The sequence below is a fragment of the Thauera sp. WB-2 genome (assembly GCF_027594845.1).
In the GTDB taxonomy this organism is placed as follows: domain Bacteria; phylum Pseudomonadota; class Gammaproteobacteria; order Burkholderiales; family Rhodocyclaceae; genus Thauera; species Thauera mechernichensis.
In genome coordinates this window covers 477,507-497,969 of sequence record NZ_CP088935.1, presented here as the reverse complement: position 1 = coordinate 497,969, position 20,463 = coordinate 477,507, and the positions used below count along the sequence as shown (strand labels likewise).

Genomic DNA, 20,463 nt, shown 5'->3' with positions numbered 1-20,463 from the left:
ATGAACGCCCGGCGCGATTTCTTCCGCCGCGCGCTGGCAGGCGGCGCGGCAGCGGCAGGGGCTGCCGCGGGCACGCCCGCGCTTGCCCGCGGCAATGCCGAACGCTCGCCCGACGCGGTGGGGCTGCTGTTCGATGCCACGCTGTGCGTGGGCTGCAAGGCCTGTGTGGCGGCCTGCAAGGAGGCCAACGACCTTCCCCTCGACTACAACACCCCCGCCCACCCACTGTGGGACATGCCGCTCGACACCACCGCGCGCACCTACAACGTGATCAAGGCCTGGCGCGAGGGCAGCGGCACCAACAAGGACCAGGTGGTCGACGGCTACGCCTTCGTCAAGTCTTCCTGCCTGCACTGCATCGACCCAAGCTGCGTCTCCGCCTGTCCAGTGTCGGCAATGACCAAGGACCCGGTCACCGGGATCGTGAAGTACGACGCCAACGCCTGCATCGGCTGCCGCTACTGTGTCGCCGCCTGCCCCTTCGGCATCCCCAAGTACGACTACGACTCGCCGACCGGCGTGATCGCGAAGTGCGAGCTGTGCCGCCACCGCATGCCCGAGGGCAAGTACGCCGCCTGTGCCGAGGTGTGCCCGACCGGCGCCACGCTGTACGGCAAGGTCAGCTCGCTCAAGGCCGAGGCCGACCGCCGCCTCGCGCTTCAGGCCGGCGAGGCGACGGTCTGGCCACGCGGCAACCTCGACACCGCCGACCAGCCGTCGTGGGAAGGTCCGGCGCCGCAGTACATCCGGCACATCTATGGCGAAAAGGAAGTCGGCGGCACCCAGATGCTCAAGCTGTCCGCCGTGCCCTTCGACAAGCTGGGCCTGCGGCCGCTGCCCGAGCGCTCGTTCTCATCGCAGTCCGAGACCCTGCAGCACACGCTGTACGGCGGGCTGGTGCTGCCGCTGACCGTGCTCGGCGCGATGACCTGGATCGCCCGCCGCAACGTGAAGCACGACGACACCGACGACCATAGCGGGCCCGGCACGCACGCGCCCCAGCAAGAGGAGGGGAGCCGTCATGACTGATCACGCCCACGCCGCCCCGGCACCGGTCGGTGGCCGCCTGCTGTCTCCGGTGACCTTCACCTGCGCCGTGCTTATCCTGGCCGCGCTCGTCATCCTCGCGGTGCGCTTCATCTACGGCCTCGGTGCGGTGACCAACCTCAACGACGGCTACCCATGGGGCATCTGGGTGGTGGCCGACGTGGTGATCGGCTCGGCCTTCGCTTGCGGCGGCTTCTCGATCGCGATGCTGGTGTACATCTTCAACAAGGGCGAATACCACCCGCTGGTACGCCCGGCCCTGCTCGCCAGCCTGTTCGGCTACACCCTGGCCGGCGTCGGCGTGATCTTCGACCTCGGCCGCTGGTGGAACTTCTGGCACATCCTCAGCCCGGCCTACGCCTCGCCCAACTCGGTGATGTTCGAGGTGGCGCTGTGCATCTCGCTCTACATCATCGTGATGTGGATCGAGTTCTCGCCCGCCTTCCTCGAGAAGTGGGGCATGAAGGACGCGCGCCGCAAGCTCAACAAGGCGATGTTCTTCTTCATCGCCCTCGGCACGGTGCTGCCGATGATGCACCAGAGCTCGCTCGGCTCGCTGCTGATCGTTTTCGGCACCCAGATCCACCCGCTGTGGCAGACCATGCTGCTGCCGCTGATCTTCCTGCTGTCAGCGATCACGATCGGCTACGCGGTGGTGCTGTTCGAGTCCTGCCTGGCGGCGGCCGGCTACCGGCGCTCGATCGAGATGCACCTGCTGACGCCGCTGGCGAAGATCATGCTGGGCGTGCTGGCGGTGTTCATGATCGTGCGCTTCGGCGACCTGATCTGGCGCGGTGCGCTCGGCCACGCCTTCACCCCGAGCCTGCAGGCATTCATGTTCTGGCTCGAGACAGCCTGCTTCCTGTCACCCTTCGTGCTGCTGCGCAGCGAGCTCCAGCGCCGAAACCCGGCGAGGCTGTTCGTCGGCGGCGCGCTGCTCATGCTCGGTGGCGTGCTGCTGCGCATCAACGCCTTCCTGATCGGCTACGACACCGGCGCCGGCTGGTCCTACTTCCCGTCGGTACCCGAAATGCTGGTCACCTTCGGCATGTTCGCCATCGAGGTGCTCGGCTACATCGTCATCACCCGCCGCTTCCCGGTGCTGCCGCGCGAGGACGCGCCCCACCCCCCCGCCGCCGCAGCCCTGCGCGCCGCCACCCGCTAAGGAGACCCAGCACATGAGCCAACGTATCGTCATCGACCCCGTCACCCGCATCGAAGGCCACCTGCGGGTGGACGTGGAAGTCGCCGACGGCCGCGTCGCCAAGGCCTGGGCCTCGGGCCAGATGTGGCGCGGCGTCGAGAACATCCTGGTCGGCCGCGACCCGCGCGACGCCTGGGCGATCACTCAGCGCATCTGCGGCGTGTGCACCACCGTGCATGCGATCTGCTCGGTGCGCGCGGTGGAGAACGCGCTGAAGCTGGAGATCCCGCTCAACGCCAACTACATCCGCAACCTGATCATCCTCGCCCACGCCATCCACGACCACATCGTGCACTTCTACCACCTGTCCGCGCTCGACTGGGTGGACGTGACCAGCGCGCTGAAGGCCGACCCCGCCAAGGCGGCGGCGCTGGCCGAGAGCCTGTCGACCTGGTCGGGCAACTCCAGGCACGAGTTCGCCAAGGTCAAGGAGCGCCTGTCGGGCTTCGTCGGCACCGGCCAGCTCGGCATTTTCACCAACGGCTACTGGGGCCACCCGGCGATGAAGCTGCCGCCCGAGGTGAACCTGATCGCCGTATCGCACTACCTGCAGGCGCTGGAGGTGCAGCGCTACGCCAACAAGATCGTCTCCATCCTCGGCTCCAAGACACCGCACATCCAGAACGTCGCGGTGGGCGGCGTCGCCAACCCACTCGCGGTCGATGCGCAGTCGGTGCTCACGGTCGAGCGCCTGATGGCGGTCAAGGGCTGGATCGACAAGCTCGAGGACTTCGTCAAGAACGTCTACCTGGTCGACGTCGCCGTGATCGGCGCCTTCTACCCGGAATGGACGCAGATCGGCCGCGGCATCGTCGACTACATCGCCGCCCCCGACATCCCGCTCGACGGCAAAGGCGAAACCTTCGCGCTGCCCGGAGGCCACATCGCCAACGGCGACCTCGGCCAGTTCACCGAGATCCGCAGCTTCGCCGACCAGTACCTGCTCAAGGGCGTCAGCGAGGCGGTCAAGCACTCCTGGTACGAATACAAGGCCGGCGACGACGCCAGCCTGCACCCCTACGAGGGCGAGACCACGCCGAAGTACACCGACTTCCAGGACGAGGGCAAGTACTCCTGGCTGAAGTCGCCGACCTTCTACGGCAAACCAATGCAGGTTGGGCCGCTCGCGCGCGTGCTGGCCATGCTCGCCGCCGGCCACGCGCCCACGACCCAGTACGCCACCGCCACCCTGGAGCGCGTGTCCTCGATCGCCGGCATCAAGGTCGGCCTCGACGCGATGCACTCCACCATCGGCCGCCATGCCGCACGCGCTGTCGCCTGTGCGGTGCAGGTGGACGAGCTCGCCCGCCAGTGGGACCTGCTGCTCGCCAACATGGCCAAGGGCGACCTCGACACCTTCAACGCCCCGAGCTTCCCGCGTGGCGAGCAGCGCGGCATGGGTTTCCACGAGGCACCGCGCGGCATGCTCTCGCACTGGGTGGTGATCGAGAACGGCAGGATCCGCAACTACCAGTGCGTGGTGCCGACCACCTGGAATGCCGCGCCGCGCAACGAAAAGGACGTCCCGGGCGCCTACGAGGCCTGCCTGGTAGACACCCCGGTGGCGGTGCCGGACGAACCGCTCGAGGTACTGCGCACGGTACATTCCTTCGACCCCTGCCTGGCCTGCGCGGTGCATGTGCTCGATACCGAGCAGACCGAGCAGACCGAGGTCGTGCGTGTCAACGCTGCCTGAGGAGAACGACATGAAAGGCGAAACCGGCACAGCCCAGCCCGCCTGCAGCGCGAGCACGACAAGCCGCACGGCACGGCGCGGCGTGCTGCTCGGGGTCGGCAACATCCTGCTCTCGGACGAGGGCGTGGGCGTGCGCCTTGTCGAGCGCCTGCTCGCCGGCTACCGCCTGCCCGCAGGCCTTCAGGTGCTCGATGGCGGCACCTGCGCGATGGAGATGCTGGAGGACCTGGAGTACCTCGACCTGCTGGTGATCGCCGACTGCGTGCGCAGCGGCCGCAACCCGGGCAGCGTGGTGGTACTGCGCGACGGCGAGGTGCCGGCCTTCTTCCGCACCAAGCTCTCGCCCCATCAGGTCGGCTTGGCTGACGTACTCGCCACCCTGCAGTTCATCGGCCGCGCTCCGCGCCAGACCGTGGTGGTCGGCGTCGAGCCGCAGTCGCTCGCCACCGGCATGACCCTGTCCCCACCCGTGCGCGCGGCACTGACCGAGGCGCAGGACGCCCTGATCGACGCACTGGCCAAGGGCGGCTACGGCCTGGAAGCGCAGCGGGAGGCCGCCTGATGTGCCTGTCGGTGCCGATGCAGGTTCTCGCCCTGGAGGCCGGCGGCGACATCGCCCTGGTGGGGCGCGGTGAGCGGCGCGAGCGGGTGAACATGATGCTGCTCGGCCCGCAACCGGTCGGCACCTGGGTGCTGGTGTCGCTCGGCTTCGCCAAGGAGGCGGTCGCAGAGGGCGAACTGGCCCTCATCGAGGAGGCCCTGGCCGCACTGGCGGCCTCGCTTGACGGCGACTACCGCGCACAGGACTACTTCAGCGACCTCGCGCCCCCGGCTGCGGGCGAGGCGGCTTGATGCAGGCCATTCGCCGCCCCGCCCGCACCCTGCCGCCGGTACGCATCGCAACGCCCTGGGACGCGTCACCCGAGCGTGTCGTGCAGGCCTGGTTCGAGCGCGTACTCGCCGAGCGCATGCAGGGCCTGCCCTTCCTCAACCCGGCGCTGTCCGTCCTCGCCTTCGACTTCAGGCGGGAGGACGGCGACTGGCTCGGCGGGCTCGTCACGCCCTGGAGCGTGCAGCTCATGCTGCTGCCGGGCGGCGGGCGCCTGTGGTGCGACACCCCTGCCGGCGAGCGCAGCGGTGTGGCGCTGCCGGTCGGCACCCTGCCCTTCATCGCCGACGAGGGCGACACCCGGCTTCCCGCCTTCCAGTATTTCCCGCTGCTCAACACCGTGACCGCCCTGGCCGACGACGAGGCGGCACGGGAACTGGTGCGCGATGCCCTGCGCACCGCCTGCCTGCCGCCACCCGGCGCGGAGCCCATGCCGGCGGAAGCGCCCACCGCGCAGCCGACGGTCGATCCGGGCCGGCGCCGCTTCCTGGGTTTCGGCGGTGGTACCCGCCCACGCGTCGCGGGTGGCGACCGATGACTGCTGCATCCATGGTCGACGCCGGCACGCTGCACATGCGCGTGCGCCTCGGCCCGCAAGGGCTGGAGGCGCTGGATGTGCGCAACGAGCGCCCGGCCGCGATGGGCGCGCTCGAAGGCAGGACGGCCGCCGAGGTGCTCGCCCGCGTCCCTCGCCTGTTCTCGCTGTGCGGCGTGGCCCAGGCCGCCGCCGCACGCGCTGCGCTGGAGGCGGCGACCGTCGGCGCCGGGGCGGCAAGGGCCGGCGACGAGATCGGCGTGGTCGCCGAGACGGCACAGGAGCACCTGTGGCGGCTGATGCTCGACTGGCCCGCGCTGCTCGCCCTGCCTGAGGCGTTGCGCAGCCACTGGCGCGCCCGCTTCATCACCCTCCACCGCCAGCTGGCCACGTTGCATGAGGACGCATGCGGCGAGGTCAGCGCCATGCTGTCGGCCGCAGTGGATGACGTCGCAACACCACTGCTCGACGCAATCGGCGACAACACCGATCCACCCCTGCCGGGCTTCCAGCCCGTGCCGCTGTTGCCTGCGCTCGATGCGCATGCCTGTAGCCAGCGCCTTGCGCTGGGGCCGGGGTTCGAACGCCAGCCGGCGCTGGACGGCCAGCCGCATGAGACCGGCGCGCTCGCACGCCATGCGGATGATGACGCAGTGCAGGCGCACCTGCAGCGCGGCGAGCGTATCCGAGCGCGGGTCGCGGCGCGCCTGGCCGACCTGGCCGAATGCGCACAGGCCCTGGCCGCGCCACCACCAACCCAGAGGCGGCGCATCGACGCCTGCTCACCCGGCGCCGGGGTCGGCCTTGCCAGCGTTGCCAGCGCGCGCGGCCTGCTGATCCATCGTGTGCAGTTCGGCGATGGCGACCGGTACGCGACGCCGCACGTGGCTCGCTACTGCATCGTCGCCCCCACCGAGTGGAACTTCCATCCCGACGGCGCCTTCATGCGCGAGGCCCGTGCCGCAGCGCACTGCGGCACTGCCAGTCTCCGACACCGGCTACGCGCGCTGGCGCTCGCCCTCGACCCATGCGTCGCGGTAAGGTGGACCATTGAGGAGACGCAGCATGCATGAGATGTCGCTGGCCGAGGGCGTGCGCACGATCGTCGAGGAGTCGGCGGCGACGAACGGCTTTGCGCGCGTGCGCACAATCGTGCTGGAGCTCGGTGAGCTGGCGGCAGTGGAGCTCGACGCCCTGCGCTTCTGCCTCGATGTGGTGCTGCAGGACAGCGTGGCCGAGGGCGCGAACATCGAGGTCGAGGCGGTCGCCGGCGCCGGCTGGTGCCTGGCCTGCGCCAAGACCGTGCCCATGCACGAGATCTACGATGCCTGCCCCGTCTGCGGCGGCTACCAGGTGCAGCTCACGGCGGGAAAAGAGATGCGCGTCAAGGCGCTGGACGTGGGGTGACGCTAGCCTGCGCGTCATGACTGGAAGTCATCGCAGGCGAGACGCGCCTGTTTGTCGATGGACACTGGAGTACCTGAAGATGTGCACGGTTTGTGGATGTGGCAGCGGCGAAACCCGCATCGGCGCGTTGGGTGGCGGCAGGCGCGCCGGACATGACCGGCCCGCGCAGGGGCCAACGCGCACCTGGCGCGCGCTCGACACGGCAGCGACAGTCGATGCAAAGCACGCCGACAGACAGCACACCCTCTCCATACAGGCCGAATCGGCTGTCACGGACGGCACACACATCCACCACGGCCATCACCACCTGCACTTCGGCACGGGGCCGGCGCATGCACACGCGCCGGGCCTGAGCCAGGCACAGATGGTGAAGATCGAGCGCGACATCCTCGGCAAGAACGACGCCCGCGCCGACCAGAACCGCGCCTGGCTGCGCGCGCACGGCATCTTCGCGCTGAACCTGGTGTCCAGTCCGGGCTCGGGCAAGACCTCGCTGCTGGTGAGCACGCTCGAGGCGCTGGCCGGACGGATTCCGTCCGCGGTGATCGAAGGCGACCAGCAGACCGAATTCGATGCCGAACGCATCCGCGCCACCGGCGTGCCCGCGCTGCAGATCAACACCGGCAAGGGCTGTCATCTCGACGCCGACATGGTCGCCCGCGCGCTGCCGCGCATGAGGCTCGCCGACGGCAGCCTGCTGCTGATCGAGAACGTCGGCAACCTGGTCTGCCCGGCCGCCTTCGATCTCGGCGAAGCGCACAAGGTCGCGATCCTGTCGGTGACCGAGGGCGAGGACAAACCGATGAAGTACCCCGACATGTTCGCCGCCGCGAGCGTGATGCTGCTCAACAAGGTCGACCTGCTGCCCTATCTGCGCTTCGACGCGCAGCGTGCGATCGACTACGCGCTGCGGGTGAACCCGGCCCTGCGCGTGATCCGCACCTCAGCCACCACCGGCGAAGGCCTGGACGAATGGCTGGCATGGATCGAGGCCGGCATCGCCGACGCACGCGCCACCGCCGCACAGGCATGAAGCTCGCGCTCAACGAGCAGGCGCAGCAGCTGCCCATCCTTGCGCTGGGGGCGTGGTTCAAGCACGCCTCCTGCCTGCTCGGCACGGAAGGCGTGGCCTTCGGCCCCAACCTCGGCGACCTCGACAACGCCGACGCCTGTCGCCGCGTCGCCCCTGCGGCCGAAGCGCTGATCGCGCAAGCGGGCGAGCCGCTGCGCGCCATCGCCCACGATCTGCACCCTGACTTCCACTCCACCCGCGTCGCCGCCGAACTCGCCACCCGGCTCGGCGTGCCGGCGATCGGCGTCCAGCATCACCATGCCCACGTCGCCGCGGTGCTCGCCGAGCATGGCCGCTTCGACGCCCAGCCGGTGCTCGGCCTCGCCCTCGACGGCGTCGGCCTGGGCACCGACGGCGAGGCCTGGGGCGGCGAACTGCTGTGGGTCGCGGGTGGCGCGTTCGTGCGCCTCGGCCACCTGCGTCCGCTGCGTCTGCCAGGCGGCGACCGCGCCGCGCGCGAACCCTGGCGCATGGCGGCGGCGGTGCTTCACGCCTGCGGGCGTGGCGACGAAGTCCCGCGCCGCTTCGCCCACCAGCCCGCGGCGGCCATGCTGGGCCATGTGCTGGCACGCCCCGCGCTGTCCCCGGCGACCTCCAGCCTGGGCCGCCACTTCGACGCCGCGGCGGGCCTGCTCGGCATTTGCGAGGTCATGCAAATGGAGGCCGAGGCCGCCATCGCCCTGGAACAGCTCGCCACCCGCGCAAGCACGCCAACAGTGGCGCGCGCCGACTGGCAGCTCAACACCCGCAGCGCTGCAGACGGTGACGCCACGCAGGGCGTACAGCCCGAAACGCCTCCCAAGGGCATCACCCTCGAACTCGACCTCCACCCCCTGCTGCTGCGTCTCGCCGACGAACACGATGCGATGCGCGGCGCTGCCCGCTTCCAGGCCACGCTGGCCGCCGCGCTGGCTGACTGGGTTGCCGCCGCACAATCGCTGACCGGCTGCGATAGCGTGGTGCTGTCGGGCGGATGCCTGCATAACCGCCTGCTCGCGAACGCGCTGCACGCCAGCCTGCCGGCGAACGGCCTGCAGGTGCTCGGCGCCCGCCGGCTATCGCCTGGCGATGCCGGGCTCGCGCTCGGCCAGGCCTGGGTCGCCATGCATCAACTCGCCGCAAAGGAAACCTGAGCATGTGTCTCGCCATCCCCGCCCGCATCGTCGAACTGCTGCCCGACGACCAGTGCCGCGTCGAACTCGGTGGCGTGCGCAAGGACATCTCGCTCGCGCTCGTCGATGGCGCGGCCGTCGGCGACTACGTGATCGTGCATGTCGGCTACGCCCTGACCCGACTCGATCCCGAAGAGGCCGCACAAACGCTGGCGCTGTTCGCCGAGGCGGGGATCGACCCCGAGGCCGCGTTCGCGGACGACGCCACAGCGGCGGCAGCCGCGCAATGAGTACGCAGGACAAGGCCATGAAGCACGGGGCGAAGCAATGAAGTACGTGGACGAATTCCGCGACGGTACACTCGCCGCCGGGCTGGCGCGGGCAATCGCACGCGAGGCCGACAGCGGCCGCGACTACGCCTTCATGGAGTTCTGTGGCGGCCACACCCACGCCATCTCGCGCTACGGCGTCACCGACCTGCTGCCGGCCAACGTGCGCATGATCCACGGCCCCGGCTGCCCGGTGTGCGTGCTGCCGATCGGCCGCGTGGACATGGCGATCCGGCTCGCGCTCGCCCGCCCCGAGGTGATCCTGTGCACCTACGGCGACTGCCTGCGCGTACCCGCCTCCGACGGGCTGTCGCTGTTGAAGGCCAAGGCGCGCGGCGCCGACGTGCGCATGGTGTATTCCGCCGCCGACGCGCTCACGCTCGCGGCGCGCGAACCAGCACGCGAGGTGGTGTTCTTCGCCATCGGCTTCGAGACCACCACGCCACCCACCGCGCTCGTGCTGCGCCAGGCCGCGGCGCAGGGCCTCGCCAACTTCAGCGTGATCTGCAACCACGTACTCACGCCGTCGGCGATCTCCACCATCCTCGAGTCGCCCGAGGTGCGCCGGCTCGGCACCGTGCCGCTGGACGGCTTCATCGGCCCTGCCCACGTGTCCACCATCATCGGCAGCCAGCCCTACGAATTCTTCGCCGAGGAGTATCGCAAGCCGGTGGTGATCGCCGGCTTCGAGCCGCTCGACGTGATGCAGGCGATCCGCATGCTGGTGCGCCAGGTCAACGAGGGCCGCGCCGAGGTGGAGAACGAGTTCGCGCGCGCGGTGGTGCCGGACGGTAACCTCAAGGCCAAGACTCTGGTCGCCGAGACCTTCGAGTTGCGGCGCAGCTTCGAATGGCGCGGCCTCGGCCTGGTGCCCTACTCGGCGCTGCGCATTCGCGCCGCCCTCGCGCCCTGGGACGCGGAAGCCAAATTCGGCCTCGGCTACCGCCCGGTTCCCGACAACCGCGCCTGCGAATGCGGCGCCATCCTGCGCGGAGTGAAGAAGCCGACCGACTGCAAGCTCTTCGGCACCGTGTGCACCCCGGAGACGCCGATGGGCTCATGCATGGTCTCCTCCGAGGGCGCCTGCGCCGCACACTATAACTACGGGCGCTTCCGCGACGTGCCGGTGCGCGTCGTGGCCAGTTCCGCGCCCCCTGACCAGGAAACCGCATGAACACCGTCAAACCCGGCTACGTCCGCCCGCTGGACCTGCGCAACGGCCGCGTCGACCTCGGCTTCGGCGCCGGCGGGCGGGCGATGGCGCAGCTGATCTCCGAACTGTTCGCACGCGCCTTCGCCAACGACTACCTCGCCCGCAGCGACGACGGCGCAGTGCTGCCCGCACTCGGGCAGGGCGAGCGCCTGGTGATGGCGACCGACGCCCATGTCGTGAGCCCGCTGTTCTTTCCCGGCGGCGACATCGGCAGCCTGTCGGTGCACGGTACGGTGAACGACCTCGCGGTGATGGGCGCGCGCCCGCTCTACCTGGCCGCCAGCTTCATCCTCGAGGAAGGCTACCCGCTCGCCGATCTCGCCCGCATCGTCGACTCGATGGCCACCGCCGCACGCGCGGCCGGGGTCATGGTGGTGACCGGCGACACCAAGGTAGTCGAGCAGGGCAAGGGCGACGGCGTCTTCATCACTACCACCGGGGTGGGCGCGCTGCCGGCCGGGCGCGATCCGGGCGGCGCACGCGCGCGGCCCGGCGACGTGGTGCTGCTGTCCGGGCGCATCGGCGACCACGGCATGGCGATCATGGCGCAGCGCGAATCGCTCGCCTTCGACTCCGAGATCGTCTCCGACAGTGCGGCACTCAACGGCCTCGTCGAGGCACTCTATGCCGCAGTGCCGGCCGAGGCGGTGCGCGTGCTGCGCGACCCCACCCGCGGCGGCCTGGCGACCACGCTCAACGAGATCGCCACGCAGTCGGGCGTGGGCATGGAGCTCGACGAGGCGGCGATCCCGATATCTTCTCAGGTGCACGCGGCCTGCGAACTGCTCGGTCTGGACCCGCTCTACGTCGCCAACGAGGGCAAGCTGGTCGTGCTGTGCGCGCCGGAGCACGCCGAGGCCGCGCTCGCCGCGCTGCGCGCCCACCCGCTCGGCGCCGAGGCGGCACGCATCGGCGCCGCCACCGCCGACCCGCAGCACTTCGTGCAGATCCGCACTGGCTTCGGTGGGCGGCGCATGGTGGACTGGCTGGCCGGCGAACAGCTGCCGAGGATCTGCTGATGGCCGCGGCGCTGCGCATCCTGCTCCTCACCCACAGCTTCAACGGCCTGGCCCAGCGCCTGTTCACCGAGCTCGGCGCCGACGGTCACGAGGTCTCGGTAGAGTTCGACATCGCCGACAGCGTGACCGAGGAGGCGGTGGCGCTGTTCGCGCCCGACGTGATCGTCGCGCCCTTTCTCAAGCGCGCGGTGCCGGAATCGGTCTGGCGCCGCCACCTCACCCTGATCGTGCATCCGGGCATCGTCGGCGACCGCGGGCCCTCCGCACTCGACTGGGCGATCCAGGAAGCCGAGCCGGCCTGGGGCGTCACCGTGCTGCAGGCCGAGGCCGAGATGGACGCCGGCCCGGTGTGGGCGAGCCACGCGTTCCCGCTGCGCGCCGCAAGCAAGGCCGACACCTATCGCAACGAGACCACCGCAGGCGCGCTGGCTGCGGTGCGCGAGGCGCTCGCCCGCGTGCCCGACTGGCGCGCGGGACGCTGGCAGCCACGCCCGCTAGCGGAAATCAGCGATGCGCGCGGCCGCTTGCGCGCGCTGATGCGCCAAGCCGAGCGCGCGCTCGACTGGGCGCACATGGGCAGCGCCGAGATTCTCGCCCGCATCCGCGCCGCCGACGGCTTCCCCGGCGTGGCTGACGCGCTCTTCGACCAAGCCTGTCATCTCTTCGACGCCCACCCTGGGCGCCGCCCGGCCGGCCGCGAGCATGCCGCGCCCGGCACGCTGCTCGCCCGCCGCGACGGCGCGCTGCTGCGCGCCACGGCCGACGGCGCGGTGTGGATCGGCCACGTGCGCCGCGCCGACAGCCCGCACCCGTTCAAGCTCCCGGCCACGCTCGCCTTCGCCGCAGAGACCTCGGCGCTGCCGGAGTTGCCCGCCACGCTGATGGCGCCAGCGGGCGCAGACCCGGCTGAACTCGGCTACCGCGAGCTCGCCTACCGCGAGACGGACGACGGCACGCTCGGCGTGCTGTCCTTCGAGTTCTACAACGGTGCAATGTCCACCGCGCAGTGCCGCCGCCTGCTCGCGGCGATCGCATTTGCCCGCGGCCGCCCCACGCGCGTACTGGTGCTCGACGGCGGCGCCGGCTTCTGGTCCAACGGCATCCACCTCAACACCATCGAGGCCGCACCCTCGCCAGCCGACGAATCGTGGGCCAACATCGAGGCCATCGACGACGTCTGCCTCGCCCTGCTCGGCCTCACCGACCGCCTCACCGTCGCCGCGCTGCGCGGCAACGCCGGCGCAGGCGGCTGCTTCCTCGCGCTCGCCTGCGACCGCGTATGGGCACGTGAGGGCGTGGTGATGAACCCGCATTACAAGAACATGGGTAACCTGTTCGGCTCCGAGTACTGGACCTACCTGCTGCCGCGCCGGGTGGGCGAGGAGGCCGCACACGCGATCATGAGCAATCGCCTGCCGCTGCTCGCCCGCCAGGCAGCGGCGCAAGGTCTGATCGACGACTGCTTCGGCAGCGGCCGCACCAACTTCACAGCCGAGGTGGAGGCACGTGCACGCGTGCTCGCCACCGACCCGGCGCTTGCCGCACACATCGCCGACAAGGCCTGTCGCCGCGCCGCCGACGAGGTCGAGAAACCGCTCGCCGCCTATCGCGCCGCCGAGCTGGACATGATGCGGCGCAATTTCTACGGCTTCGACCCAAGCTACCATGTGGCGCGTTTTCACTTCGTGCTCAAGAGCGCGCAGTCGTGGACGCCCCGCCACCTCGCCCGCCACCGCGACCTGGGCTGGCAGACTCCGCGGCCCTGCGAAGCCGTCCCCGCCCCCTGAAGGAAGCCGCGCCCCGCCATGCCCACACCGACCCTGCCCACCGTTCTCGTCGTCGATGATGAGCCGCGCTCGCAGGAGGCCCTGCGCCGCACGCTGGACGAGGAGTTCGAGGTGTTCACCGCCTCTTCGGCCGCCGAGGCGCTGAAGATCATGGCACGGGAGTGGATCCAGATCGTGCTCAGCGACCAGCGCATGCCCGGCACCTCGGGCGTGGCGCTGCTACGCGAGGTACGCGAGCGCTGGCCGGACGCGGTGCGCATCATCATTTCCGGCTACACCGACTCCGAGGACATCATCGCCGGCATCAACGAGGCCGGCATCTTCCAGTACCTGCTCAAGCCCTGGCAGCCGGAACAGCTGCTGCTGACCCTGCGCAACGCCGCACAGATACAGCGCCTGCAGGCCGAGAACGAGCGCCTGGGCCTGGACCTCAAGGTGGCGGCGCCGGTACTGCGCCAGCGCGTCGCCGGCAAGCGCGAGGCCGTTCGCGACCGCCAGCGCGGCGGCGCCCTGCTGCGCGCGCCCGACTCGCCGATGAACGCCATCTGCGCCCTTGTGGACAAGGTCGCCGGCTACGACATTCCGGTGCTGCTGACCGGCGAGTCCGGCACCGGCAAGGAGTTGCTCGCTCGCGCGCTGCACTACGGCAGCCCGCGCGAGAACAACGCCTTCGTTGTCGAGAACTGCGGCGCGCTCCCCGACACCCTGCTCGAATCCGAGCTCTTCGGCGCCCGCCGCGGCGCCTACACCGGCGCCACCGAGGACCGCGAGGGCCTGTTCCGCCAGGCCAGCGGCGGCTCCATCCTGCTCGACGAGATCGGCGAGACTTCGGCGGCCTTTCAGGTCAAGCTGCTGCGCGTGCTGCAGGAAGGCGAGGTGCGGCCAGTGGGTGCGCCGCGGCCGGTGCCGGTGGACGTGCGCGTGATCGCCGCTACCAACCGCGACCTCGAGGAGGAGGTGCGCGCCGGGCGCTTCCGCGAGGACCTCTACTACCGCCTCGCCGCGATCACCGTGCGCGTGCCGCCGCTGCGCGAACGGCCGATGGACATCCCGCTCATCGCCCAGCACTACCTGCAGGACAGCTCCGCCGCGCTCGGGCTCGCGCTGGCACCGCTGGATGAGGAAACCCTCGCCCTGCTGCGCGCCTATCGCTGGCCCGGCAACGTCCGCGAGCTGCGCAACGAGGTGCTGCGCATGATCGCGCTGGCCGAAGGCCCGCAGCTTTGTGCTGCGCACCTGTCGCCACGCGTGCTTCATGCCGGCACGGCCGAGGACGCCGCCACCCTGTCCTGGCTGGGCGGCATGGAAGGCGACCTGCGCGACCGGCTGGAGGCGCTGGAGACGAAGATCGTCCATGCCTGCCTGGTCCGCCACCGCTGGAACAAGACGCGCGCCGCCGCCGAGCTCGGGCTGTCGCGGGTGGGTCTGCGCAGCAAACTCGCACGCTGGGGCCTTGACCGAAGCGAAAACGGCGACGCGGAGGACGCCGCCGCGGCAGAGCCGGTAATGAGAGGTGCGACATGAACGTGCTCTGGCTCCAGTCCGGCGGCTGCGGCGGGTGCACGATGTCGCTGCTCTGCCACGATGCCGGCGATGTCACCGGCACCCTGCAGGCGGGCGGCATCGAGCTGCTCTGGCACCCTTCCCTGTCCGAACAGACGGCCGGTGAGGCGCTCGACATCCTCGACGCCTGCGCCGACGGGCGTCAGGCGCTGGACATCCTTTGCATCGAGGGCGCGCTGCTGCGCGGACCGGAGGGCAGCGGCCGCTTCCACCTGCTCGCCGGCACCGGCCGGCCGATGATCGACTGGGTGCGCCGGCTCGCGGCGCGCGCGCAGCACGTGGTCGCAGTGGGCAGCTGCGCCGCCTTTGGCGGGATGACGAGCTCCGGGTGCAACCCGACCGACGCCTGCGGGCTGCAGTACGACGGCGATCAGCCCGGCGGGCTGCTGGGGACCGCATGGCGCTCGCCCGCAGGCCTACCGGTGATCAATGTCGCTGGCTGTCCGACCCACCCTGGCTGGGTCGTCGAGACACTGCTCGGGCTGGCGGCCAAGGCCTTCTCGGCCGCCGACTTCGACGCCCTCGGACGCCCCCGCTTCTACGCCGACAAGCTCGTTCACCACGGCTGCAGCCGCAATGAATACTATGAATTCAAGGCCAGCGCAGCCGAGCTCTCGCAGCTAGGCTGCCTGATGGAGAACCTCGGCTGTAAGGGCACCCAGGCCCACGCCGACTGCAACACCCGGCTGTGGAACGGCGCCGGCTCCTGCCCGGAGGGCGGCTTCGCCTGCATCAGCTGCACCGAGCCGGGCTTCGAGGAGCCTGGCCACCCCTTCCACCAGACGCCGAAGCTCGCCGGCATCCCCATCGGACTGCCCTCGGACATGCCAAAGGCGTGGTTCGTCGCCCTCGCGGCGCTGTCGAAGTCGGCCACCCCGAGCCGGGTGCGCGAGAACGCACATGCCGACCATACGGTGGTGCCGCCCGCCATCCGGCGCAGCGGGCTGAAGTACTGAGTGACCATGAGCCGCCTGGTGCTTGGCCCCTTCAACCGCGTCGAGGGCGATCTCGAGGTCACCCTCGAGATCGACGCCGGCCGCGTGCGCACCGCACAGGTGACCGCGCCGCTCTATCGCGGCTTCGAGAACGTGCTGATCGGCAAGACACCGCTCGACGCGCTGGTCTTCGTGCCGCGCATCTGCGGCATCTGCTCGGTGTCGCAGTCGGCCGCAGCGGCAGCGGCACTGCGGGCGGCAATGGGGCTGACGCCCGCCGCCAACGGTGAGCGCGTGTCCGCGCTGGTGCTGGCGGCGGAGAACCTCGCCGACCACCTTACCCACTTCTACCTGTTCTTCATGCCCGACTTCGCCCGCGACGCCTATACCGGGCGCGCGTGGCACGCTTGGGCGCACGCGCGCTTCGCAGCCGTGCAGGGCAGCGCGACCGCCGACGTCCTGCCGGCGCGAGCAGCCTTTCTCGAGCTGACCGGGACGCTGGCGGGCAAGTGGCCGCACACGCTCGCGATCCAGCCCGGCGGCAGCACACGGGCGGTGGCGGTGAACGACCGCATCCGCCTCGCAGCCCTGCTGCGCCGCTTCCGCCAGTTCCTCGAACGCACGCTGTTCGCCGACAGCCTGGAGAACGTCGCCGCGCTGGACTCCGAGGCCGCACTGTGGCGCTGGTGCGACGCCCGCGCACCGCACGAGGGCGACTTCCGGCACTTCCTCGTCATCGCGCGCGACCTCGGCCTGGCCACGCTCGGCCGCGCCACCGACCGATTCCTGTCCTATGGCGGATATGCGATCGAGGGCGCGCCCCTGTTCGCGGCGGGCACATGGCAACCTGGCCTGGCGCATGCCGCCGCGCTCGACGCCGCGGCCATCACCGAGGACGGAAGCCACGCCTGGTTGCAGGACCCGGCTGCCCGACACCCCTTCGGCGGACGCACCCTGCCCGCCGCCGACAAGGCCGATGCCTATTCCTGGTGCAAGGCACCGCGCCTGGACGGTGGCGTCCTCGAGTGCGGCGCGCTCGCGCGCCAGGTGGTCGATGGGCATCCCCTGCTGCGCGAGCTGGTGGCGCGCGATGGCGGCAACGTCCTTAGTCGGGTGGTTGCACGGGTGATGGAGTTCGCCCTCGTCCTGCCGGCGATGGAGTCCTGGGTGCAGGCGCTCGTGCCCGGCGCGCCCTTCTGCAGACAGGGCGCGGTGCCCGAGGAGGCGAACGCCAGTGGCCTGGTCGAGGCGGCACGCGGCGCGCTGGGCCACTGGCTGGTGATCCGCAAGGGCGTGATCGCCAACTACCAGATCATCGCCCCGACCACCTGGAACTTCTCCCCGCGCGATGCCGGCGGCCAGCCCGGCGCGCTCGAGCAGGCCCTGGTGGGTGCACCCGCCGGCGAGGGCGAACGCGTGCCACTGGCCGTGCAGCACATCGTGCGCTCCTTCGACCCATGCATGGCTTGCACTGTCCATTGAGGGCAAGGCCATGTCTCCCGCAAACTTGAGCGGAGCCGAGCACATGAAAGAGGACGGCCCTGTGCGGCACACCGCCCACCCGGGCGAGTTAATCGGCGTAAGCGAGGATGTCTGGCTGGAGGTCATCGACAAGATGGACGAGGTGTACTCCGACCTGCTGCAGTATGAGGTCGCGCTCGAACAGAAGAACGCGAAGCTCGAGGAATCCCAGCATTTCATCCTGTCGGTGCTCACCTCGATGTCGGACATCATGCTGGTATGTGACCGCCACGGTCTGATCCAGGACGCCAACCGCTCGCTGGAGGACTTCTGCGGACGCAGCATCGACGCCTTGCGCGGCACACCGCTCACCGAGCTTCTCGCCGACCCGGCGACCGCCGAGGAGGCCCGTAGTCGCCTGCTCGAACAGGGCGAGCGTGAGGTGCACGATTGCGAGCTCGCGCTGCGGGCGCGCGACGGCAGCGCTGTCCCGGTCTCGCTCAACTGCACGCCGCGCTTCAGCGCCGTCGGCAAGTCGCTCGGCATGGTCATCACCGGACGTCCGGTGGGCGAGCTGCGGCGTGCCTACCAAGCTCTGCACCAGGCCCACGAGGACCTCAAGCGCACCCAGCAACAGCTGCTCCATGCCGAGAAGATGGCCTCGCTCGGCCGTCTGGTGGCGGGCGTGGCGCACGAGCTCAACAACCCGATCAGCTTCGTGCTCGGCAACGTGCACGCCCTGCGCCGCTATGCCGAGCGTCTCGGCAGCTACGTCCAGTCCATCCATGATGGTGCGCCCACCGCGCAGCTTGCCGACACACGCCGAACACTGCGCATCGACCGCATCCTCGCCGACCTGCCTTCGCTGATCGAGGGCACGATCGAAGGCGCCGAGCGCACCCGTGCGATCGTGGACGGACTGAAGCGCTTCTCGGTGATGGATCGGGACGAGGTCGAGGATTTCGATCTCGTCGAGGTCATCGAGCGTGCCGTGCGCTGGGTAGGGAAGGCGGCGAACGGAGGCCTGCGGGTGGAGCTCGCGCTGCCGGGCCGGATCCCGGTGCGCGGCTCGCCGGGACGCATGCAGCAGGTCGTTACCAACCTCATCGAGAACGCCTGGGATGCCGCCAGCCAGGGCGAGCCTCCTCCCCGGCTGCGCATCGAAGCACAGTTCGGGGAGAACAATGTCCTGGTCCGCTTCACGGACAACGGCCCGGGCATCCCGGAAACGCTCATCGGCCGCATTTTCGACCCCTTTTTCACCACCAAGCCGGTGGGCAAGGGCACCGGCCTGGGGCTTTCGATCAGCTACGGCATCGTCGAGCGCCACGGCGGTCGGCTGAGCGCCGCGAACGCCGCAACCGGCGGCGCGGTGCTCAGCCTGTCGCTCCCCCTCGCATCCAGCACAGGGGCGGCGAGCGCCCGGAGCATGAACCCGGACTGATCACGTGCTTTCCACCGTGGAAGCATGAATGATTGGGGCGCGACCAGGCTGGCCTGCAGCAACACCTCACGAACAGGGGCTTAGGGGCAGGTAGCGATGCTGGCACGCAACTTGTTAGGAGGATGCGTCACCTTTCCGCATAGCCGCTGAAGCCCCCCCGCTGAAGCCCCCGACTGCAACTCCGCCCCACGCTGCCGAGGAAGACCCCCATGCCCGCACTGCCCGCCTCCATCGCTCGCCCGCTCGCCGCCTTCGCAATGGCCTCGACCACCTTGCCGGCGCTTGCCCACCCCGGCCATGAGGTGGCCAGCCTCGCCAGCGGCTTGGCCCACCCCCTCGGCGGGCTCGACCACCTGCTCGCCATGGTGGCGGTGGGGCTCTTTGCCGCCCGCCAGCAAGCGTCAGCACGCTGGACGCTGCCCGCCACCTTCGTGCTGGCGATGCTCGCCGGCGCGGCGCTGTCCGCGGCTGGCATTGCGCTGCCCGCCGTGGAGACTGGCATCGCCGCATCCGTGCTGGTCCTGGGCCTGCTCGTCGCCTGCTTGGTGCGCCTGCCACTTGGTGCGGCACTGCCACTGGTCGCCAGCCTCGCGCTCTTTCACGGGCATGCACACCACGCAGAAATGGGGGACGGATCGGTCTTCGCATACAGCCTCGGCTTTGCGCTTGCGACCACCGCACTGCACGTCGCCGGATTCTTCCTGGCACGCAGCCTGCCCGACACCCGCCGCGGACGCCTGGCGATGCGCCTCGGCGGAGGTGGCATCGCAGGCGTCGGCCTGGCGCTGCTCGGGGGGTAAGGCCCCGGGGGTGCCAGGCCTGATCCTGATCAAGCGCCAACAGCCCATCGCGGCTCAACGCAGCCGCTGGAGCCGCCCTCCCAGACCATCCGCATCGGCGGCGAAGCGCTCCACCAGCCAGTCGGCCATCACGGCGACACGCGCCAGCGGACGCGCATCGGGATGAATCAGCATCCACAGTTCCCGGCTCAGGATCGGCGCCGAACCGGACAGGCGCACCAGGCCGGGGTGGCGGTCGGCCACAAAGCACGGCAGCAGACCATGGCCGATACCGTCAGCGACGGCCTGCAGCAAGGCGCGCACGTCATTGGTACGCAGCCGGATGCGCCCGCTGCCGAGCATGGCCTGCAGGCGCCGCATCTCAGGCGTGTGATCGAGATCCTCGCCGTAGGCCACCCAATCGCCGGCACTGACTGCCAGATCGCCGCGCGCTGCGCCGTAGAGCGCGAAGCCCATGTCCGCCAGCTTGCGCATGAGAAAGTCGCCGCTCGCCGGACGAGCCAGGCGGATGGCAATGTCGGCCTCGCGCCGCGCAACGTTGAGGTTGTCGTTGCTGGCCACCAGATCGACCCGGACCTCGCCGTGGCGGGCATAGAAATCCGCCAGCCGCGGCACCAGCCAGTCGGCGATCAGCGCACTCACTGCGGTGACGCGAAGCACGCCGCCGACCTTGCCCGCACCGGCCTCGGCCAGGCGGCCGATTCCCGCCACATCCTCCTCGATCCGGCCCGCTCTCTCGAGCACCCGGTTACCGACTGCGGTAGGCCGCCACAGGCCTTCGTCACGCTCGAACAGCGGCGTCCCCAGGCTCTGCTCGAGCGCGCGCAGGCGGCGGGCAACGGTGGTCTGATCCACGCCGAGCTGGCGCGCCGTGGCGGCCAGCGTACCCTCCCTGCCGAGGGTGACGAGAATGCGCAGATCGTCCCAGTTCATGCCCGACAGCCCCTGCA

20 protein-coding genes are annotated in these 20,463 nt (G+C 70.3%); 19 read left to right on the top strand and 1 reads right to left on the bottom strand.

Annotated elements, in window-relative coordinates; all coding sequences use genetic code 11:
- From hybA to LQF09_RS02050, 19 genes are all read left to right on the top strand, one after another.
- The gene (gene hybA, locus LQF09_RS02140; protein ID WP_270069057.1) at positions 1 to 1,029 is read left to right on the top strand and encodes a hydrogenase 2 operon protein HybA; all 1,029 of its coding nucleotides are present in this window, start codon (positions 1 to 3) and stop codon (positions 1,027 to 1,029) included.
- On the top strand, positions 1,022 to 2,212 hold the full coding sequence (gene hybB / locus LQF09_RS02135) for a Ni/Fe-hydrogenase cytochrome b subunit (protein ID WP_270069056.1): 1,191 nt from the start codon (positions 1,022 to 1,024) through the stop codon (positions 2,210 to 2,212). Before hybA ends, hybB begins: the two co-directional genes overlap by 8 nt.
- Positions 2,213 to 2,225: 13 nt before the next feature.
- Positions 2,226 to 3,947, top strand: coding sequence for a nickel-dependent hydrogenase large subunit (locus LQF09_RS02130; protein ID WP_270069055.1), 1,722 nt, complete (start codon positions 2,226 to 2,228; stop codon positions 3,945 to 3,947).
- A 10-nt stretch (positions 3,948 to 3,957) separates the two neighbouring features.
- Positions 3,958 to 4,509: a HyaD/HybD family hydrogenase maturation endopeptidase gene (locus LQF09_RS02125; RefSeq protein ID WP_270069054.1), complete on the top strand. Its 552-nt coding sequence runs from the start codon at positions 3,958 to 3,960 to the stop codon at positions 4,507 to 4,509.
- Positions 4,509 to 4,799: a HypC/HybG/HupF family hydrogenase formation chaperone gene (locus tag LQF09_RS02120; RefSeq protein ID WP_270069053.1), complete on the top strand. Its 291-nt coding sequence runs from the start codon at positions 4,509 to 4,511 to the stop codon at positions 4,797 to 4,799. Before LQF09_RS02125 ends, LQF09_RS02120 begins: the two co-directional genes overlap by 1 nt.
- Positions 4,799 to 5,374, top strand: coding sequence for a [NiFe]-hydrogenase assembly chaperone HybE (gene hybE / locus LQF09_RS02115; RefSeq protein ID WP_270069052.1), 576 nt, complete (start codon positions 4,799 to 4,801; stop codon positions 5,372 to 5,374). Before LQF09_RS02120 ends, hybE begins: the two co-directional genes overlap by 1 nt.
- Positions 5,371 to 6,444 carry a hypothetical protein gene (locus tag LQF09_RS02110; protein WP_270069051.1) on the top strand — a complete coding sequence of 358 codons (1,074 nt, stop codon included), beginning with the start codon at positions 5,371 to 5,373 and terminating at the stop codon, positions 6,442 to 6,444. The genes hybE and LQF09_RS02110 overlap by 4 nt, the downstream gene beginning before the upstream one ends.
- Entirely contained in the window at positions 6,437 to 6,778 is a 342-nt protein-coding gene (gene hypA / locus LQF09_RS02105; protein ID WP_270069050.1) for a hydrogenase maturation nickel metallochaperone HypA, read from the top strand. Before LQF09_RS02110 ends, hypA begins: the two co-directional genes overlap by 8 nt.
- Positions 6,779 to 6,857: 79 nt before the next feature.
- Positions 6,858 to 7,811, top strand: a complete 954-nt coding sequence (gene hypB, locus LQF09_RS02100) for a hydrogenase nickel incorporation protein HypB (RefSeq protein WP_270069049.1) — start codon at positions 6,858 to 6,860, stop codon at positions 7,809 to 7,811.
- On the top strand, positions 7,808 to 8,983 hold the full coding sequence (locus tag LQF09_RS02095) for a Kae1-like domain-containing protein (RefSeq protein WP_270069048.1): 1,176 nt from the start codon (positions 7,808 to 7,810) through the stop codon (positions 8,981 to 8,983). The genes hypB and LQF09_RS02095 overlap by 4 nt, the downstream gene beginning before the upstream one ends.
- Positions 8,984 to 8,985: 2 nt before the next feature.
- On the top strand, positions 8,986 to 9,252 hold the full coding sequence (locus LQF09_RS02090) for a HypC/HybG/HupF family hydrogenase formation chaperone (RefSeq protein ID WP_270069047.1): 267 nt from the start codon (positions 8,986 to 8,988) through the stop codon (positions 9,250 to 9,252).
- Between the two features lie 37 nt (positions 9,253 to 9,289).
- Positions 9,290 to 10,465 (top strand): hydrogenase formation protein HypD, encoded by a 1,176-nt coding sequence (gene hypD, locus LQF09_RS02085; protein WP_270069046.1) that lies wholly within the window; start codon positions 9,290 to 9,292, stop codon positions 10,463 to 10,465.
- Complete coding sequence (gene hypE / locus LQF09_RS02080) at positions 10,462 to 11,523, top strand: hydrogenase expression/formation protein HypE (RefSeq protein WP_270069045.1); 1,062 nt, start codon at positions 10,462 to 10,464, stop codon at positions 11,521 to 11,523. The genes hypD and hypE overlap by 4 nt, the downstream gene beginning before the upstream one ends.
- Entirely contained in the window at positions 11,523 to 13,310 is a 1,788-nt protein-coding gene (locus tag LQF09_RS02075) for a hydrogenase maturation protein (RefSeq protein ID WP_270069044.1), read from the top strand. Before hypE ends, LQF09_RS02075 begins: the two co-directional genes overlap by 1 nt.
- Before the next feature lie 18 nt (positions 13,311 to 13,328).
- Positions 13,329 to 14,834, top strand: coding sequence for a sigma-54-dependent transcriptional regulator (locus LQF09_RS02070; protein ID WP_270069043.1), 1,506 nt, complete (start codon positions 13,329 to 13,331; stop codon positions 14,832 to 14,834).
- On the top strand, positions 14,831 to 15,829 hold the full coding sequence (locus tag LQF09_RS02065) for a HupU protein (protein WP_270069042.1): 999 nt from the start codon (positions 14,831 to 14,833) through the stop codon (positions 15,827 to 15,829). The genes LQF09_RS02070 and LQF09_RS02065 overlap by 4 nt, the downstream gene beginning before the upstream one ends.
- A gap of 6 nt (positions 15,830 to 15,835) precedes the next feature.
- On the top strand, positions 15,836 to 17,290 hold the full coding sequence (locus LQF09_RS02060; protein WP_270069041.1) for a nickel-dependent hydrogenase large subunit: 1,455 nt from the start codon (positions 15,836 to 15,838) through the stop codon (positions 17,288 to 17,290).
- A gap of 43 nt (positions 17,291 to 17,333) precedes the next feature.
- Positions 17,334 to 18,713 (top strand): sensor histidine kinase, encoded by a 1,380-nt coding sequence (locus LQF09_RS02055; protein ID WP_270069040.1) that lies wholly within the window; start codon positions 17,334 to 17,336, stop codon positions 18,711 to 18,713.
- A 209-nt stretch (positions 18,714 to 18,922) separates the two neighbouring features.
- Positions 18,923 to 19,513, top strand: a complete 591-nt coding sequence (locus LQF09_RS02050) for a HupE/UreJ family protein (protein WP_270069039.1) — start codon at positions 18,923 to 18,925, stop codon at positions 19,511 to 19,513.
- A 54-nt stretch (positions 19,514 to 19,567) separates the two neighbouring features.
- On the opposite strand, the gene LQF09_RS02045 is transcribed toward LQF09_RS02050, so the two are convergent.
- Positions 19,568 to 20,446 (bottom strand): LysR family transcriptional regulator, encoded by an 879-nt coding sequence (locus LQF09_RS02045; RefSeq protein ID WP_270069038.1) that lies wholly within the window; start codon positions 20,444 to 20,446, stop codon positions 19,568 to 19,570.
- Positions 20,447 to 20,463: the final 17 nt, after the last annotated feature.